This is a genomic window from Martinezella multihospitum (assembly GCF_900094585.1).
Taxonomy (GTDB): Bacteria; Pseudomonadota; Alphaproteobacteria; order Rhizobiales; family Rhizobiaceae; genus Rhizobium; species Rhizobium multihospitium.
Genome location: NZ_FMAG01000005.1, coordinates 398,059 through 414,751, shown reverse-complemented (window position 1 = coordinate 414,751; position 16,693 = coordinate 398,059). Strand labels below are relative to the sequence as shown.

General features: G+C 64.5%; 20 protein-coding genes. 12 read left to right on the top strand and 8 right to left on the bottom strand.

Annotated elements, in window-relative coordinates; translation table 11 throughout:
• Positions 1-284: 284 nt before the first annotated feature.
• Positions 285-515: a hypothetical protein gene (locus tag GA0061103_RS34800; protein ID WP_141694456.1), complete on the bottom strand. Its 231-nt coding sequence runs from the start codon at positions 513-515 to the stop codon at positions 285-287.
• 313 nt (positions 516-828) lie between these two features.
• Here GA0061103_RS34800 and GA0061103_RS22610 point away from each other — a divergent pair, with 313 nt between their 5' ends.
• The 4 genes from GA0061103_RS22610 to GA0061103_RS22595 all read left to right on the top strand — a co-directional run bounded on the left by GA0061103_RS22610 (position 829) and on the right by GA0061103_RS22595 (position 3,465).
• Positions 829-1,143, top strand: coding sequence for a DUF736 domain-containing protein (locus GA0061103_RS22610; protein WP_092715106.1), 315 nt, complete (start codon positions 829-831; stop codon positions 1,141-1,143).
• A gap of 386 nt (positions 1,144-1,529) precedes the next feature.
• Positions 1,530-2,372 carry a DUF932 domain-containing protein gene (locus GA0061103_RS22605; RefSeq protein ID WP_092715104.1) on the top strand — a complete coding sequence of 281 codons (843 nt, stop codon included), beginning with the start codon at positions 1,530-1,532 and terminating at the stop codon, positions 2,370-2,372.
• Between the two features lie 309 nt (positions 2,373-2,681).
• On the top strand, positions 2,682-2,885 hold the full coding sequence (locus GA0061103_RS22600) for a transcriptional regulator domain-containing protein (RefSeq protein WP_037186445.1): 204 nt from the start codon (positions 2,682-2,684) through the stop codon (positions 2,883-2,885).
• A gap of 70 nt (positions 2,886-2,955) precedes the next feature.
• Complete coding sequence (locus tag GA0061103_RS22595; RefSeq protein WP_208603553.1) at positions 2,956-3,465, top strand: DUF2285 domain-containing protein; 510 nt, start codon at positions 2,956-2,958, stop codon at positions 3,463-3,465.
• A 2-nt stretch (positions 3,466-3,467) separates the two neighbouring features.
• Here the strand turns inward: GA0061103_RS22595 and GA0061103_RS22590 are convergent, their stop codons facing one another.
• Entirely contained in the window at positions 3,468-3,773 is a 306-nt protein-coding gene (locus GA0061103_RS22590; RefSeq protein WP_092715101.1) for a DNA -binding domain-containing protein, read from the bottom strand.
• Between the two features lie 135 nt (positions 3,774-3,908).
• Between GA0061103_RS22590 and GA0061103_RS22585 the strand changes: the two genes are divergently transcribed.
• From GA0061103_RS22585 to GA0061103_RS22555, 7 genes are all read left to right on the top strand, one after another.
• Positions 3,909-4,130 (top strand): helix-turn-helix domain-containing protein, encoded by a 222-nt coding sequence (locus tag GA0061103_RS22585; RefSeq protein ID WP_092715099.1) that lies wholly within the window; start codon positions 3,909-3,911, stop codon positions 4,128-4,130.
• A 204-nt stretch (positions 4,131-4,334) separates the two neighbouring features.
• Positions 4,335-4,604 carry a helix-turn-helix transcriptional regulator gene (locus tag GA0061103_RS22580; RefSeq protein WP_037186449.1) on the top strand — a complete coding sequence of 90 codons (270 nt, stop codon included), beginning with the start codon at positions 4,335-4,337 and terminating at the stop codon, positions 4,602-4,604.
• Positions 4,605-5,732 carry a replication initiator protein A gene (locus GA0061103_RS22575; protein ID WP_092715098.1) on the top strand — a complete coding sequence of 376 codons (1,128 nt, stop codon included), beginning with the start codon at positions 4,605-4,607 and terminating at the stop codon, positions 5,730-5,732.
• Positions 5,729-6,247 (top strand): DUF2840 domain-containing protein, encoded by a 519-nt coding sequence (locus GA0061103_RS22570; RefSeq protein WP_092715096.1) that lies wholly within the window; start codon positions 5,729-5,731, stop codon positions 6,245-6,247. Before GA0061103_RS22575 ends, GA0061103_RS22570 begins: the two co-directional genes overlap by 4 nt.
• Positions 6,244-6,789 (top strand): S26 family signal peptidase, encoded by a 546-nt coding sequence (locus tag GA0061103_RS22565; protein WP_092715094.1) that lies wholly within the window; start codon positions 6,244-6,246, stop codon positions 6,787-6,789. Before GA0061103_RS22570 ends, GA0061103_RS22565 begins: the two co-directional genes overlap by 4 nt.
• 67 nt (positions 6,790-6,856) lie before the next feature.
• Positions 6,857-7,192 carry a DUF736 domain-containing protein gene (locus GA0061103_RS22560; RefSeq protein WP_092715092.1) on the top strand — a complete coding sequence of 112 codons (336 nt, stop codon included), beginning with the start codon at positions 6,857-6,859 and terminating at the stop codon, positions 7,190-7,192.
• Positions 7,193-7,196: 4 nt separating this feature from the next.
• Positions 7,197-8,120, top strand: a complete 924-nt coding sequence (locus tag GA0061103_RS22555) for a lytic transglycosylase domain-containing protein (protein WP_092715090.1) — start codon at positions 7,197-7,199, stop codon at positions 8,118-8,120.
• A gap of 126 nt (positions 8,121-8,246) precedes the next feature.
• Here GA0061103_RS22555 and tnpC read toward each other — a convergent pair whose 3' ends face one another.
• From tnpC to tnpA, 3 genes are all read right to left on the bottom strand, one after another.
• Positions 8,247-9,776, bottom strand: a complete 1,530-nt coding sequence (gene tnpC / locus GA0061103_RS22550) for an IS66 family transposase (RefSeq protein ID WP_092715219.1) — start codon at positions 9,774-9,776, stop codon at positions 8,247-8,249.
• A gap of 72 nt (positions 9,777-9,848) precedes the next feature.
• Positions 9,849-10,202 carry an IS66 family insertion sequence element accessory protein TnpB gene (gene tnpB, locus GA0061103_RS22545; RefSeq protein WP_092715089.1) on the bottom strand — a complete coding sequence of 118 codons (354 nt, stop codon included), beginning with the start codon at positions 10,200-10,202 and terminating at the stop codon, positions 9,849-9,851.
• On the bottom strand, positions 10,199-11,095 hold the full coding sequence (gene tnpA / locus GA0061103_RS22540; RefSeq protein WP_245304843.1) for an IS66-like element accessory protein TnpA: 897 nt from the start codon (positions 11,093-11,095) through the stop codon (positions 10,199-10,201). Before tnpA ends, tnpB begins: the two co-directional genes overlap by 4 nt.
• An 859-nt stretch (positions 11,096-11,954) precedes the next feature.
• On the opposite strand from tnpA, the gene GA0061103_RS35435 reads away from it, so the two are divergent.
• Positions 11,955-13,460, top strand: coding sequence for a DUF3363 domain-containing protein (locus GA0061103_RS35435; RefSeq protein WP_342587992.1), 1,506 nt, complete (start codon positions 11,955-11,957; stop codon positions 13,458-13,460).
• A 67-nt stretch (positions 13,461-13,527) separates the two neighbouring features.
• Here GA0061103_RS35435 and GA0061103_RS22530 read toward each other — a convergent pair whose 3' ends face one another.
• The 3 genes from GA0061103_RS22530 to GA0061103_RS22520 are packed head-to-tail and all read right to left on the bottom strand — an operon-like array spanning position 13,528 to position 16,665.
• Positions 13,528-14,352 (bottom strand): energy-coupling factor transporter transmembrane component T family protein, encoded by an 825-nt coding sequence (locus GA0061103_RS22530; RefSeq protein ID WP_092715083.1) that lies wholly within the window; start codon positions 14,350-14,352, stop codon positions 13,528-13,530.
• On the bottom strand, positions 14,349-16,100 hold the full coding sequence (locus tag GA0061103_RS22525; RefSeq protein ID WP_208603552.1) for an ABC transporter ATP-binding protein: 1,752 nt from the start codon (positions 16,098-16,100) through the stop codon (positions 14,349-14,351). The genes GA0061103_RS22530 and GA0061103_RS22525 overlap by 4 nt, the downstream gene beginning before the upstream one ends.
• Positions 16,081-16,665, bottom strand: coding sequence for an ECF transporter S component (locus GA0061103_RS22520; protein WP_167376628.1), 585 nt, complete (start codon positions 16,663-16,665; stop codon positions 16,081-16,083). The genes GA0061103_RS22525 and GA0061103_RS22520 overlap by 20 nt, the downstream gene beginning before the upstream one ends.
• Positions 16,666-16,693 lie beyond the last annotated feature (28 nt).

The window sequence follows — 16,693 nt, the reverse complement described above, 5'->3', positions numbered from 1 at the left end:
ACCACATCATCATAGATGATGAGCGTATGTACACATTTACGCCAAAATAAATCTCAGTCTGGTTTCGGGACCCCGCTCATGAAATGATTGCATTGAGGTGAAAGGAAACATGGAGAGGTATGGCGTTGCCGGTCGGGCCGCGCTCTCGGCTGCGCCGGAACCACGCCCAGGAACGCGTTTCCGCCATTCGGCTTCGATCACTAACGCAAGAAGCGGCGGCGGATCGCGTGAAGCCCCGCAACAACGGGGAACGGTGTCTTGCCGCGGTCTCCGGGGCGGCGGACTCAGGATTTGCGGGCTTTGCCCCATTCCATCACCCGCAGTAGCGGATCACGCTTGGAGCGACGATCCATCCCGCATTGCCGTGCGATAGTGAAGCCGGACGGGAGCGCCCAGTCCGGCAGCTCCAAACTCGGTGGCGTCCGCAATCCTTGAGGCATGGCCGCAACTGTCCAGCGCCGATAGAAGAAGCCAGCCTCGTTCAGGAACAGCGTAGACCATACCGGGGATGCCATCCGCAGGTTCATCGCGTGACAGAGGCCGAGATCGCATCATCGTTTCTCTGCCGTCCTGCAGGGGCGCACCTACGGCGTCCTCGAAAGGCATGGGTCTGACCGAAGACCGGCTTCGCCTCGATCATCCTCCCGCAACGTCCGCCGCCGGCTTTTTTCCGCCGCGCGCAAGCGCGCTTTGCATCGCGAAGCAAAAAAACCGTCATCGGCCGTCTTCCACTTCGTTTCAGCCCTTCAGGTGCGGGCTGATCGCCTCCGGTCTCACGACCGCCATCGAGGTCGCGATAGGCGCGGCCCGAGGAACGGAGATACGACAATGGCAACCATCGGCACCTTCACCAAGACCGCGAACGGCGACATCACCGGCACGGTCAAGACCCTGGCCCTCAACGTCAAGGCCAAGTTCGTCCCGGCCGAAGGCGAAAGCGAGCGCGGCCCCGACTATCGGATCTTCGCCGGCGCCACCGAGTTCGGCGCTGCCTGGAAGAAAACTGCCCGCGAAACCGGCCGCGAATATCTCTCGGTCAAGCTAGACGATCCGAGCTTCCCGGCACCGATCTACGCCAGCCTGGTCGAGGACGAAGGCGGCGAGGCCCACAACCTCATCTGGTCCCGCCGCAGCGCAGACTGAGCCCGGACACCTCCGAGCCCCGCTTGAATGGCGGGGCTTCGTCATGCTTGTCCGCGCCTTCAAGAGATTACGGCAATCAGGATATGCGGCTTTCAGATTCGGCGGCTTTGCACATCCTGATCCGGTTTCTTGCCCGGCGCCCGCTGGCGCTCATGCCGAGCGGGTTGCTTGGGGGTCTCCCCCTGGCGCGGCGCAAGGGATCGCTGACGCTCAGCCGGGACGGTATCCCCAGCCTTCCTCCACGTCGTTCCGCCGTTCCGTGCAGGCCGGGTGATCCCCCTCCGTCCCGTCCGCCCTTGCTCCTTGCACCCCCCCCCCGGTCTCGGCGACGGCCAGGGTTGCAGCGCAGCGCTGCGCTCCAACCCAAGCCTATGAGGATCAAAACAATGACCTATCGTCTCGCTACCCGGTTCGGCCGCAACTCTCACCAGATCAGCGGGCGTGAAGCCCTCGACAACGAGGCCCTATACCGTCACGTCCCGTCCATCTTCGCCCGCGAAGCCCATGACAGCCGCTCGGAGCGTTATGTTTACGTCCCCACCATCGAGATCGTGGAGGGGCTTCGCCGGGAAGGATGGTTCCCGTTCTTCGCCGTGCAGTCGGTTCCGCGCGACGGGAGCCGCCACGGCCACGCCAAGCACATGCTGCGCCTACGCCGCGATGGCGGAATCGGCAAGCCGGAGGCCGCCGAAGTCATCATCGTGAACAGTCATGATGGAACATCAGCCTATCAGATGTTCGCCGGGATGCTGCGTTTCGTCTGCACCAACAGCATGATCGCGGGCGAGCGCTTCGAGGAAATCCGCGTTCCCCACAAGGGCGGCATTCAGGATCAGATCATTGAGGGCGTCTACACCGTCGCGGAGGACTTCCCGCGCCTTATCGACGCCACCGAGACGATGAAGGAGACGCGGCTTTCGCGAGACGAGCAGCGGGTTTTGGCAGAGGCCAGCCTTGTCGCCCGCTATGGTGAAGAGGAGAGCCCGGTTCAGCCGGACCAGATCATCATACCCCGCCGGCACGAGGATGCGGGGCAAAGCGTCTGGAGCACGTTCAACGTCATTCAGGAAAATCTCATCCGGGGCGGATTGCGGGGACGCCGCCAGACTTCAGACGGCCGCATTCGTCGCACCCAGACCCGCGCCATCAACGGCATCGACCAGAATGTCGGCCTCAATCGCGCGCTCTGGACGCTGGCGGAAGGAATGCAGCGCTTGAAGGGGCTTTGACCCCGAGCGCGACAGGGCCGCCGCCCCGACGGCCCTGCCTCTCCCGGCGATCACGGGGGCGGAAAAAATCGCGCCGATCCGGCGTTGCGGATCGGCGGTGCGGCCATGCCCGAGAACATGGCCGCGCTCGCCGGGCTACGCCCGTCTCGCAGAAACACGTAAGCACTGTTAAGAAGAAAGTAACCAAGAGATTGATCGCGTTAGCCGATCTAGTTATCGCGAAAGCGCGGCTACAGTTGTTTCAACCGATGCCTGAAGTTCTCTGTCCGGGCGTTGCTTTGCGTGTGTCCGGTGTAGAGAGGAAGCGCCATGCTGAGCATCGACTGGCGTTCTCCGGCGGCATACAGATTTGCCAGGAGCATCCCCGCCGCCGGTTTCGCCTGGGAATATCTTCGCCGCGATGACGAGTATCGTCGCGAGTTTCAGACCATAACCGCGTCGCACGAGCCAGACCCGGAGCGGTTGGAAGCCTTCGTGCAACGCTGGGGGCTGCGATTTTCCGACCGATCCTGAAACCCCATCGGATCGGCAATCCCTGTTCTGGAGCCCAAGCCTTCAGCCGCAAGCCATATGGCTCTCTCCCGTGCAGCATCACGACAGCGAAACGGAGCCGATCATAACGCTGGCGCATCTCGACGGACTCGATCTGCGCCAGGCCGCAGATGGCTGGCATGGCATCTGGCTGGTCGAGGGCGTAGCGCATCAATTCTGGTTGCCCGACGCCGTTCCTGACGCCGCGACTTTCTATGGAACAGTCCTGCCGATGGACGACCTCTACGATCTGCGCGCTCACGCCGCCCGGAGGCTTTGGCGCTCCCTCAAAGGCCGACCGCCCGGTCCTGATTTTCGCGCGCTGCCGGAGCAGCTTCGGCAATGGCACATTCTGTCCCTGCGTGCGCTCGACGCGCGCTTGCGCGGCGAAAGCTACCGCACCGTCGCCGAGGTTTTGCTTGGGTTCAGCGGCACCAAGGAGGATTTCGAGGGCGATCCGCGCAAGAACAAGGCCCGTCGCATCGTCGCTCACGGGATCAAGATGATGCGCGGCGGCTATCGGCTGCTCCTGCATTATCCCATCAAGGCTGTGAGCAAATAAGCCTACGCCTGCCTGCCACCGCGCGCAGCCAGCGCGATCGCCTGTTCCAGAATGCGCCGATAGCCTGAGCCTGAGAGCCACTGCGCGCGGGCAAGATGGCTTTCCCAGCAACGGTGGCTGCGCGCTTCCTCAGCGATGGGGTCGCGGTGCAGGACGATGCGCGCGACCTCCTGCCAGTCCGCGCCGTCTCGGCTGGCATCCAACAGCCGCAGATAGGTGACGTAGTGCTGTTCGTCATAGGTCGTGATATCTGGCCCGCTGGGAGCCTCATCTTCAACATCTGGATCAAGCTGAGGCCGTTCACGCATGAATTCTGCCCTTTTGCATCGGGAACGCGGACATAGTGAAGCAAGTTCAGGACAACCCGACGAATAGCATGGCTTGATACGAATAGGAATGATCGTTCCTAGAATGATCGTTCCTATGCTGGTTCCCCTCTTATCATGGATCTCAAGGAGGTCATGGCGAGGAATCTGCGTCGGGCACGTCATGATAAGAAGCTGACGCAAGAAGAACTCGCCGATCGGGCGGGCCTGAGTATGCGCTATGTCGGAGCGATCGAGCGTGGCGACGTATCCGCCAGCGTCACCGTCCTTGGCCAGATTGCTGATGCCCTTGAGATCGAGCCCGGCGAATTACTGAAGAAGGTCGGCGCGCCAAAATAGCAGGCCGATCAGAGGGCCGAACGTCGCTGGCTAGGTCCGCCGAGCGACCGTAACGACAATCCCAGCCACAACAGCAGGAGGGGTGCCGCCAGCGCATGAGCGCAAATGCGGCACGCTACCTGCCGCCGATCCCTCGCCATGGTTCGCCGTAGCCCGCCGCTTTGCCTGCGGCGCGCATCAACGACGAACTCCAGAGGTGATCCCATGGCCAACCCCTTGGCGGGCCTGCCGCCACGACTCTTGCGCACACAGGAAGCCGCCCGCTTCCTCGGCATTTCCATCCGCACCCTTGAGAAGCATCGAACTTATGGCACCGGCCCGACTTACCGCAAGATCGGTGGCCGCGTCCTCTACACCGTCCAAGACCTCGAATCCTGGTCGGAGACCGGCAGCCGCAAATCCACCCGCGAGACGACGGCCGGCACGGTTTTCCCCGCGCGTCCGCTGACGCCCGAAGAGCGGGGCAAATGCTGAATGCTGCGCGACGACGATCATAGACCCGCGCAGCCGACCGATGCGAGCGAGCGCAGCCATCTCAACCCTTTCGTGGTCGCGACCGGCGATGCCGCCCCGCGCGACCAGCGTGATTTGATGGAGCGGCCCTTCTTCTCGCTGGCAAAGACGCCGCGCACCAAGCCGATTCTCTACAAGGCCGCCGATGTCGAGGTGCAGGTGCTTGCCATGCCCGAACACGGCATGGCGACCATCTGGGACGCCGACGTGCTGATATGGGCCGCCTCGCAGATCGTGGCGGCCGAGAATGACGGCCTGCGCACCTCGCGCTTCTTCCGTTTCACGCCCTATCACCTGCTGCGTGCCATCGGGCGGCCAACGGGCAACCGCCAATACGTGCTACTGAAGGCCGCGCTCGCGCGCCTGCAATCGACTGTCATCGCCACCACGATTCGCAACGGCCCGCATTGGAGGCGTCGGCAATTCTCCTGGATCAACGAATGGGAGGAGATGACGACGCACACCGGCCGCGTCGAGGGCATGGAATTCGTCCTGCCCGAATGGTTCTACAACAGCGTCGTCGATCGATCGCTCGTCCTTACCATCGACCCGGCCTATTTCCGGCTAACCGGCGGCATCGAACGGTGGCTCTATCGTGTCGCCCGCAAGCACGCCGGCCACCAGCGCCACGGCTGGCTGTTCGAGGTCGCGCATCTCCATGTGAAGTCCGGCAGTCTCGCCCGCGTCTCCGACTTCGCGCTCGACCTGCGCCGTATCGCAGCTCGCCAGCCTCTCCCCGGCTATCGCCTTGAGATCGAGCGGGAGCATGGCCGCGAACTGCTGCGCATCCGCCCCGAAATCCTGTCCACAGTGCCTGTGGAAACGCCTGTGAATACCATCGGCACATCAGGCGCACAGGGCATCGGCACATCGGGCGCAGTCCTATCGGCACATCAGGCGCAGAGACAACAGTTAAGCCTATGGCCTGAAACACGGAATCCGACCGCTAACTTAGAGTCTAACAGAGAATCTAACTCTTCTTCTTTGACGCATCCGCGCGCAAGGCGTGGTGCCGGTGCTGCGCGATCCGTCGCCGACGTGCTGCGCGACATGCTCACCCGCGATGATGGCCACGGAGGTCAGTCATGAGTGGCAGGGCATCCCACCGCGCGCATGGTCGGCCGCTGCCGGACGGGCCAGCATCGTTCACCACTCTGGTTGAGCTGACCTTCGAGAAACGCAAGGTCGAGCATTGGATCAGGTTCGGCCACAAGAACTACGAACAGATCCTCGACCGTCGCCGCAGCGTCGTCGGCTTTGCGCCGGACAGCATCTTCGCCTTCGTCCGCTGGGCGGCAGGCGAGCATGGCACGATCATTTCGCGCATCGACATCGTGCGCGCCATCCGCCGCGGCGAGCCGTTCCAGACGCTGCCCTTCGTCCGGCCTGGCGGCGACATCCTCCTGCGCCTCGACGGCTGGCCGAAGGTTCAGCGCGCGCTTGCCGCGATCGACGCCGTTGAAGCGCTCGGCCTCGATCCGGCAGACGCTTCGCCCGATCACTGGCGGCATGTCCATAACCGGCTCTCCGCCGGTCTGGAGCCGAGCGCCTACACGCCCGAGCGCCATGCGGCATGGATCGGCCGCCGGAGGATCGACCCATGAGCCGCCGCCGCATCCTCGCGGTGACGTTGCTCGCCGTCATCGGCATCGCCGCCACCAGCGCGGCCGATATGCCGACAAAACTCGTCTGGAACGCCACGGCGAGCGCGCCGGTCGGCTTCTACACCATAGAGCCGGCCAACCGGATCGAAGTGCCTGAGCTGGTCGCCATCAGGCCGCCGGAACCGCTCGCCGGGTTCATGACCGACCGCGGCTATGTCGGGCGCGGCGTGCCGCTCCTGAAGCGCGTCGTCGGTCTTCCCGGCCAGCGGGTTTGCCGCACCGGCCGCGCCATCACGGTCGATGACGTGGAGATGGGTGACGCGCTCGACCGCGACCGGATCGGCCGTGCTCTGCCCGTCTGGCAGGGCTGCCGCGTCATCGCCACCGGCCAGCTCTTCCTCATGAATTGGGACGTCCCCGATAGCCTCGACGGCCGCTACTTCGGACCCATCCCCGCAAGCTCTGTCATCGGCCGCGCGCTGCCGCTCTGGACCGATGAAGGCGGCGACGGCGGCTTCGTTTGGCGCGCGCCGATCCACTGACCGCTTCCCCATCGACGGAAGCGGTGTCCGCCGATGCCTTTCCCAACACCACCGCATGGAGACAGTCATGCCGCAAATCGGTCAATTCACGCGCGAGAAATCCGGCTTCACCGGGCGCGTTCACACCCTCACGCTCTATCGCGAACTCACCATCGTTCCCGCCGATCCTTCGGACTCGGAGAACGTGCCGGATTACCGCGTCCATCACGGCGCCGACGACGGCCCGGAGATCGGCGCGGCCTGGAAACGCACCGGCGAGAAGGCCGGCGAATATCTCTCCGTCCTGCTCGACGATCCGGCCTTGCCGCAGCCGATCCGCGCGAACCTCTTCCGCGACGACGATGTAGGCTCGTCATGGTCGCTGCACTGGACGCGCCCAAAACCGCGCGAAGAGCGGGACTAAGGCCATGCGGCCCCGTGTCATCATCGCGCTCAAAGCCTCTATTCCTTTGTTCGCGGAAAAGCCGTCTCATTCCTTCGTCCCGCTCGACCACACGTCGGCCGGCGCGCGCAGCGAAGGTCAGGGGCGGCCTCCGGCCGGCGCTTCGCGCGCACCCTTGACCGCAGCGAGCACGCTGGCAGGCTGGCGGTTCGGCGGAGAAAGGCGGGCATGGCGCTATACCGCTATCCTGATCGCTGGCGCGCTCGCGCTCGGCGCAGGACCGGCGACGACCTTGGCGCAATCCGCGCCCGTTGCGCGCACGGTTGCAGCCGATCCGCATGGCGGTCATATCGCCGAGGCGTCGCAGCGCTTCGGCATTCCCGAGCGCTGGATTCGCGCCGTGCTGCGCGCCGAGAGCGCGGGCGACGTGCGTGCGATCTCATCAGCCGGCGCGGTCGGGCTCATGCAGGTCATGCCCGATACCTGGGCGGGCCTGCGCGTCCGCTATCATCTCGGCCGCGATCTCTACGATCCGCGCGACAACATCCTCGCAGGCACTGCTTATCTGCGCGAGATGTGGGACCGCTACGGCAATGTCGCGGCGATGCTCGCCGCCTACAATGCCGGTCCCGGCCGCTATGACGAGCACCGCGCGACGGGCCGCCCGCTGCCGGCCGAGACCCACGCCTATGTCGCCGCGCTCGCCCCGGTGCTCGGCGGCGCGGTCGCGGTCGAGACGCCGGAGAAACAATCCTCGCCGCCGCCCGATTGGCGCGATGCACCGCTCTTCGTTATGCGCCCGAACGACAGACGGGCGGCCGATCCGGTGCAGACTATCGGCACATTAGCCGACGCTCGCCCGACCGTTCCGGTGCGCGAGCGTCGCGATGCGGAGCCGGGTGACGGCAGCATGTTCGTCGCGCGCGCCGACGATGGGAGAACGCCATGAGGATCGCGCTCCCGCGTCCGCTTGCGCTTGTTCCGGTGTGCAGTCAGGCAGGGTCGCGCCTGGCTGCATTCCCGGTTCTCAGGGCTGGAAGGGAAGAAGGTATCCGTCCGGGGGCTGCACATGAGGTCAGGTCTTGACAGGATTTGCTGCTTTCCAATTCCACGGCAGCAATTCGTCGAGCCTGTTGACGGGATGTCCGTCAACCATTTTCTGAAGCACGTCGGCGAGGTAGCCGTAGGGTTCGACGCCGTTGAGTTTGGCGGTTTCGACGAGAGAACAGACGATCGCCCAGCGGTCGCCGCCACCATCGCTGCCGGCGAACAGGTGGTTCTTGCGGCCAAGTGCGACGGGACGGATCGCGCGTTCGACGGCATTGGTGTCGAGCTCAACGCGACCGTCGTGCAGGAAACGGGTCAGCCCGGTCCAGCGCGAGAGCGCATAGCGGATCGCCTCGGCCAGTGTGCTCCGGCCGGAGATCTGCACAAGCTGTGCTTCCAGCCAGGCGTGCAAGGCGGCCACGACAGCCTTCGATCGATTCCGCCGCGCCGCGAGCCGATGCGGCGGCGACTGGCCGCGCACCTCCGCTTCGATCGCGTAAAGCTCGCCGATCCGGCGCAGCGCCTCGGCAGCCAGGGGCGATCCCGTGGCCACAGCCACGTCGTAGAACTTGCGCCGCGTATGTGCCCAGCATGCGGCAAGAACAATGTCACCCTTGGCCGTGAGCTGTTCAAAGCCGGCATAACCATCGACATGCAGCACGCCTTTGAAGTGCTGAAGGTGCGATACCGGGCGCTCGGCCTTTCGGTCCGGCGCGAACAGGTAGACGGCCGCCGGCGGCTCGGGTCCGGCCCATGGCCGCTGCTCGCGGGCATAGACCCACAGTCGCCCGGTCTTTGTGCGCCCACGACCAGGATCGAGGACCGGAACGGGCGTGTCGTCGGCAAAGAGATGGTTCGAAGCGAACACGTTTCTGGCCAGCCGCTCGTGCAAACTTTCCAGCCACCAGCAGGCGCCGCCGACCCAGCCGGCGAGCGTCGAGCGCGCCAGATCGACGCCGTGCCGGGCGAAGATCTGCGACTGCCGATAGAGCGGCGTGTGATCGCAGTATTTGGCGACCAGCACCTGCGCCAGCAGCGTCGGCGTTGCCAGGCCGCCGCCAATCAGCCGCTCCGGAGCCGGCGCTTGCGCCACCGTCTCGCAGAGACGGCAAGCGTATTTGGGGCGGGTGATGCGGACCACGCGAAGCTGCGCCGGAACCCAGTCGAGCATTTCGCTGACGTTCTCGCCAATTGTATGGAGCGCGCCGCCGCAGCAAGGGCAAGCCGCGTCGCCGATGTCGAGCAGGACGTCCTCGCGCGGCAGATGATCGGGCAGCGGCTTGCGATGCGCCGGCCGGTCGCCCGATGGCTTCGCGACGACGGGACGGCTTTCCTGGACGCGCGCGATGTCGGCGTCGAGTTCCTCGAGCGCGAGCGCCAGTTGATCGGCGTCGAGACGTTCGGAACGACGCCCGAACTGCGCTCGCTGAAGCTTCCGGATGATGGCCTGAAGGCGCTCGATCTCGCCGTCGCGGTTCTCGACGACGCCCGCCATATCGCGAACGAGACGCTGCAAAAGCTCTGGATTGGATGGCAGGTTTTCGAGATCAACCAACATGATCGAATCTACCACAAACAGCCCCAAAACCCAAGGATTCCGGGCTTTTCCGTGCCGGTCGAAGTGCCGATTTCAGCCGGCCAGGGCAGGTCTCCAAACGCGCTCGGGAGCGCGCCAGTCAATGCCTTCGATCAGCATCGCAAGCTGCGCCGGCGTCAGCGTGATCGAGCCATTGAAGCCCGCCATCACCGGCCACGCGAAGCTGCCCTGGTCGAGCCGTTTTGTGAACAGGCACAGGCCGTTTCCATCCCAGAAGAGAATCTTCAGCATCGACGCCTTCTTGCCCCGGAAGGCAAACAGATGACCGGAGAACGGGTCCTGTTTCAGCGTTCCCTGCACCAGCATTGCGAGCCCGTCGAGACCTTTGCGCATGTCGGTATAGCCCAGCGCCAGATGCACCTTCACCCCGGCGGGAACCATCATCATCTTCCTGTTCCTCCGCTTTCGAGATGCTCACGAACGGCATCCGGATCGCTGCCGGCTGGCGCAAATACGCGTCGCCCGTCGGGCAGGTCGATCACCGTCATTCCATCCGGCGGCTGCACCAGGCCACGCAGCAGAAGTGCCGCCGGCGTGCCATCAATCAGCGCGACGGGCGCAAGCTGCACACGCTTCTTCTGCGCCACGCCGAACTGCACGCGCCAGCGGAACAGCATGCCCGTGACGACCCCGTGCTTGCGCGCGACCTGCGAGACGCTGACACCAGGCTGGTCGCTCTCCAGTGCGATGGCATGCTTTTCCGCGTCGCTGAAGAAACGCCGGATAGGTTCCCGGCGCGCGCCACGTTCATCCTTCGATGAGGCCGTCAAGCTCGATTCCGCCAGCGTTCCGCTAGCACTAGTGCTAACGACCGGGCGGGCGGAGGGGTGAAGATGCGCGCGCCAGTCGATCTCCACCTCACCATCGTCCAGACGGTCACGCCAACGACGCAGCGCATAGGGCGACAGGAACATGGCGGCTGCATATTCGCGAACGCCCATTCCGCTCCAGTTCATCGCCTCGACATGCATCGCCCAGTACGCCTGGAGCGCACGGCTGCGAACATCCGTGTTGGCGCCGAAGCGGCCCTTCTGGCGCTGCCGTGGCTTCTTTTTCCGTGCTTTCAGACGCTGTTCTTGGCGCAATTGCGCCTGATATTCCGCTTGCTTACGCGCCTCCTCCTTGCCGAGCAGGTAGCCCATCCAGCGGTCGAATGTGTGCCGGTTGAGGCGGTGATGTCTGCAATACGTCGTGCGCGCCAGCCCGCTGCGACGCCATCCTTCCATGTGAACAATCCAGAAGGACTGCCGTGCCGTGTTCTCGAAATGTCTCAAATTCACCAGAGATCCTCCATGCTACGAAGGAACCCCACATGCTGCGATTTTGCACTACTGGAACGACGTGTCGGGACCGGACGCTTACGGAAGAAGGGGCGGAGGGCAAGATAAAGGAAACCGGCACCACGGGGCGGCGGTTTCAGGGCAAGCCCTTGTCTGCACACTGTTTTGGAGCGCCGTTTCCGGCACCTTGCTTCTTGAGCCCACGTGCCGCGCCTCAGTGCAAAGCCTTGGCTTTTCTGGGTTTCGACCGGCACTATAGCCCGAAATCGGGCGGTTTTCCGCATTTTTGGCCGGAGGCGCGCCCTTGAGCGCCGACGACGAATTCCGTTTCCGGCCGAAGCCCGGCCGCATCCGCGCCGACACGCCGAAGCTCGGCAAGGCCAAGAGCTTTCTCACCCAGGCGAAGAAGATCGCCCGCCAGCAGAGCAACAGCCCGTCGCGGTCATCCGCGTCATCGCCATCGCGCTCTCGATTCTCGGCGATCGCCAAGGGCGGCAAGGCGTCGCGAACGAGCGCGCCGGGCCTGAAGCGCGGACGCGGCGCGGCCTTCGTTCGTGCCCGCACCTTGTCGGGCGGCTGGAGGCACAACGCGCCCGGTCAGCGCCGCGTCGTCGTCAAGACCCGCTACGTTCAGGGCGCGGGCAAGAATGGAAAGTCCGCCGCCCATCTGCGCTACATCCAGCGCGACGGCACCTCGCGCGACGGCGAACGCGGCCAGCTCTATTCGGCGACCGAGGATCGCGCCGACGGTGCGGCCTTCGTCGAGCGCGGCGCGGATGATCGCCACCAGTTCCGGTTCATCGTCTCGCCCGAGGACGCCGCGGACCTCTCCGACCTCACGGCCTATACCCGCGACCTCATGCGCCAGGTCGAAACCGATCTCGGCACCCGGCTCGATTGGGTCGCGGTCAATCACCACAATACCGGCCATCCCCACGTCCATGTCATCGTGCGCGGCAAGGACGAGCTGGGCGAAAACCTCGTTATCAACGGCGACTATCTCGCCAACGGTATCCGCGAGCGGGCGAGCGAGCTGACCACGCTGGAGCTAGGCCCCGTCACCGAGATCGAGCAGAGCCGCAAGCTCTCGGCCGAAATCGATCAGGACCGTTTCACCCGCATCGACCGTGCGATGGTCGAGGAAGCCGATGAACGCTTCCTCGACCTGCGCCATGAGGCCGCCGATCCGAAGCGCGAGTTCAACCGGACGCTACGCCTGCGCCGTCTCGCCAAACTGGAGAAGATGGGCCTCGCCACCGAGCACGCGCCAGGCGTTTGGGAATTGGGCGAGCGCATGGAACCGGCGCTGCGCGAGCTGGGCGAGCACGGCGACATCATCCGCAACATGCACAAGGCGCTTAAGGCCGACGGGCTGGAGCGCGACCCCATGACCTTCCAGATTCACGATGGGCCGCCGAAGACTCCTATCGCCGGCCGCGTCGTCGACAAATATCTGACCGACGAGCTGGGCGAGAACCTGACCGTGGTGGTCGACGGCATCGACGGCCGCACGCACCATGTCGACGGCATCGACGCCGCCCGTGTCGCGGATGCACGGATCGGCAGCGTCGTCGAGATCGGCCCCGCCGACACCGCGAGCCGTCCGTCCGACCGCACCATCGCGACAGTCGCCGAAGGCGGCGTCTATCGGCCGAGCCGTCATCTCGAACAGTCGAAGTTCGAGGGCCGCGTGCCGGGCGGCGACTATGACGGCTATGTCGACGCCCACGTGCGCCGGCTGGAGGCGCTGCGCCGCGCCGGCATCGCCGAGCGGATCGACGCCGACCAATGGCGCATCCCCGACGACTTCGAGAGCCGCGCCGCCGCCTATGACGCGGGCCGCAACAAGCATGCCAATATCCGCATCCTCTCAGCCGCCCAGCTCGAACAGCAGATCGGCGCGGAGGGCGCGACCTGGCTCGACCGGCGGCTCATGACGGCGGAAATATCCGACCTCGCGCCGACCGGCTTCGGCCTTGAGGTGCGCCAGGCGATGGACCGCCGCCGCGAGCATCATATCGATCGTGGCGACGCGACGCTCGGCCTGAACGGCGGCACGCTCTATCGGCGCAATCTCCTCGCCACGCTGCGCGCGCGGGAGATCGAACGCATCGGCGGCGAAATGGCTGCGACGAAGAACCTGCCGTTCCGCGCCGCCAGCGACGGCGAGCCCGTCAGCGGCAAATTCACCGGGACCGTCCAGCTATCGAGCGGCAAGTTCGCGGTCGTCGAGCAGAGCCACGAGTTCACCCTTGTCCCGTGGCGCCCGGTCATCGACCGCCAACTCGGCCGTGAGGTGAGCGGTATTGTGCAGGGCGGATCGGTGTCGTGGCAGATTGGCCGACAACGGGGCCTAGCTCTGTAGCGATGTTTCGGTTGCCGAATGAAGCCGCCGAGGGCCGTTCTTGGGATCAGGCAAACCCGATCACACTTTATCCTGGATCGCGCAAATCTCCGCTTATGGAGAGAAGTCCAAGCATCCCAGTTGTGACGAAGATCGCCGCGAAGCCAGCCCAGACCGTCATGACGAATATCACGTCGCGAGCACGGACCACCGACGGCTGACGATCGCTACGAGAGCTGAAGGCACCGAACCCGCGTGCATCCATGGCAAGGGAGAGACGTGTCGCGTAGCGGGCACCGGCCGCGAGCAGCGGAACGATCGATCGACCTGTGCGACGCAAATAGCCGACCGGACCAGCAGGATCGATGATGCCGCGCGCCCGCTGAGCCGCACGCAATGTGAGGAGTTCCTGACGGTAACGGGGTGCGAACCGCATCGCGGCGATCGAACCGTATGCAAAGCGATAGGGAATGCGGCATTGGTGGACCAGTGCGCTTGCGAGCTGGTCGGTCGTGGTGCCGAGGGAGCCAAGCAGCGCCAACATCATCATCGCCGCCAAGCGCATGGCGGTTGCGGCACCATTGTGCACGGCGCCGGCACGCAACGTAATCCACCCGTCGATGATGATGGGTGAGTCCCTGACGAGATCGGGGCGGGTGAGCAGAGCGCAGACGAGGGTCGTCCAGGCGCCGATCAGCAGTATCGCCGCGGCTCCGGCGAGCAGCGCGCGAAGCCGCAGCGGGACACCGGAGACAATGGCGACGAGCGCGAGCCCTGCGACGACAGCGGGCGTGGCGATGTCGCGGATGAACAAGAGCAGAGCGAGCGGCGGGAGCGTGGCGGCGAGCTTGGCGACCGGGTTGATCGTCGCCAGCCAGCCTCGGCGGGTGGCGGCATTGCGCCCTTCGCTCATGGTTTAATTTCCTGGACCTGTCCACTACGATAAACTGCCTGCCACCCGGGTCTCGCTCGGGCGAGCGCCAACGCGATGCGACGCACTGGTGGCGGGCGGAGACCCGCACTCTCAATTAGCTTGGTGTCGCAGAGGATTTCGCCAGTAGCTCCCACTTGGAGGAGACACCCCTGTGCGAGCAGCGCCATGCGGTGGGCGTGGTCGGCGATGAGCTGCAGATCGTGCGTGATCATGACTATGGTGATGCCCGCAGCGTTGAGTTCGCAGATCATGTCCACGATTTCACGCGCGCGGGCTTGATCCTGCCCGAAGGTCGGTTCGTCCAGGATGAGAATGCCCGGCTCTGTGATGAGAGCGGTTGCAACAGAAAGGCGCCGCTTCTCTCCATGAGAAAGCAGAAATGGGTTTACGTCGGCATAGCGGGCCAGATCAAAACGCCCGAGCATGCGATCGACACGATCGTCGATTTCGTATTTGGGACGGCGCCGGACGCGCAGGCCGTAAGCGAGTTCATCGCGGACGGTGCGTGCGAGGAACTGATGCTCGGGATTCTGGAACACATAGCCGATCCGATCACCTACCTGCCGGATGTCCAAGGCGGTGAGCGGGGTGCCGGCAAGCGCGATTGAACCGGTCGAGAGCGGAACCAGCCCTGCGATCGCGCGCGTGAGTGTGCTCTTTCCAGCCCCGTTGACACCGGCAATGGCAAGAAACTCCCCGGACCTTATCCGAAGATCGACGCCGTGGAGCACAGTCACGCCCCCAAGCCTGACGCTGGCGGCGTGAACGTCGATCGCAACATCTTGCTGGGCGAGCGCCTGATCGTGCGATCTGCCCGGGTCGGTAGTCGATACGATCGTGCTCTCAGGCGTTTCGACCGCATCGAGCGCCTGAGCAAGCTCGCTGACTGTCAGCGGCAACACTCGGGCGGGATCGGCGTCGAGACCCAGGCGGAGAGCGACGCCGGTTGCGGTTGGAAGCCAAATTCCGCGTTCAGAAAGATCGCGGGCATGCCTGCCGAGCACTTCGGCAGGAGCGCCATCGTGAATTATGGTGCCGTTGCCGTCGAGCACGACGACACGATCGGCCAGTTGGAGAGCGTCATCGAGTTCGTGTTCGACCAGGACAATCGCACGCGAGGCGTCCTTGAGGGTCGTGAGAGCAGCGTAAAGCTCGGCCGAAGCGACTGGATCAAGGTTCGCGGTCGGTTCGTCGAGCACAAGCACCGGCGGGTCAAGAGCAAGCGCACAGGCAATGGCAAGACGTTGCCGGCCACCGCCGGACAACTCGGTCGGAGTGCGGAGCGCTTCCTCGCGGCTATCGGCTAAACCCATTCTGCGAAGAGCGGCGAGCGCACGGGTCTCGATCTCGTCCACCGGCACGAGAAGATTTTCCAGCCCGAAGCACACTTCATCCAGCAAGCTTCCGGTTACGACCTGGGCATCAGGGTCCTGAAAGACGATGCCGACCTTTCCAGCAAGCTGTCCGGCGTCGACATGCCTGGTATTGATGCCGCCGCACAGCACCCGACCGCGCAGGTCCGCTTCCAGACTTGTCGGAATGAGGCCCGCGAGGGCCAGCATGACAGTGGACTTGCCGCAGCCGGAAGGACCAAGCAGCAAAACCGTCTCACCGGGATAGATGTCGAGATCGATCTGATCGCCGATCCATCTGTCGCTCGTGTCATAGCGTATGCTGACGTCTTTCAGAGAGATGACGGGGTTCGTCTTATCGGCTGTCGTCACCACGAAGTCCTCCCGCAATGCCAGCTCGGGCCAGCGCACGAGCGACGACGAGGGACAACAGGCTTCCCGCGACAAAGGAGGCGATCTGGACGGTGCAGATCAAAGCGACCAGACCGCCGTCCATACTCGGCAGGTTGTACGTATAGATACTGATGGCGCAGGAGATGAGGCCGGAGATCACGCCTGCGGCGGTGAACATGATCCAGCCAAACCAGCGGTATCGGGTCACGAAGAATGGCATCTCCATGACGGCGCCCCACATCGCCATCACAACGACCATCAGCAAGGCGCCTGGAGACACGATCAACACGACACCGGCAGCGGCCGCGCCGATCACGCCCGAGCCGCCGCGTCGGAGCACGGCAAGCGGCAGCAACGTTGCCATGCCCCACAAGCCGAACGAAGCGGAGGCGATGGGCGGAAAGGCGGTCGCAAAGCCGACAAGGGCAAGATTGACCGGGACCAGAATAATGCCGATCGCTGCACCGAGGGCCGCCGCGATCAGGATCGTTCGTGTGCTGTAACGCCGGGGGCGCGAGGCAACAGGTTCTTGGCCGGGAATAGACACAGGCTGGTTCCGTCGAAACGTGAGCGAG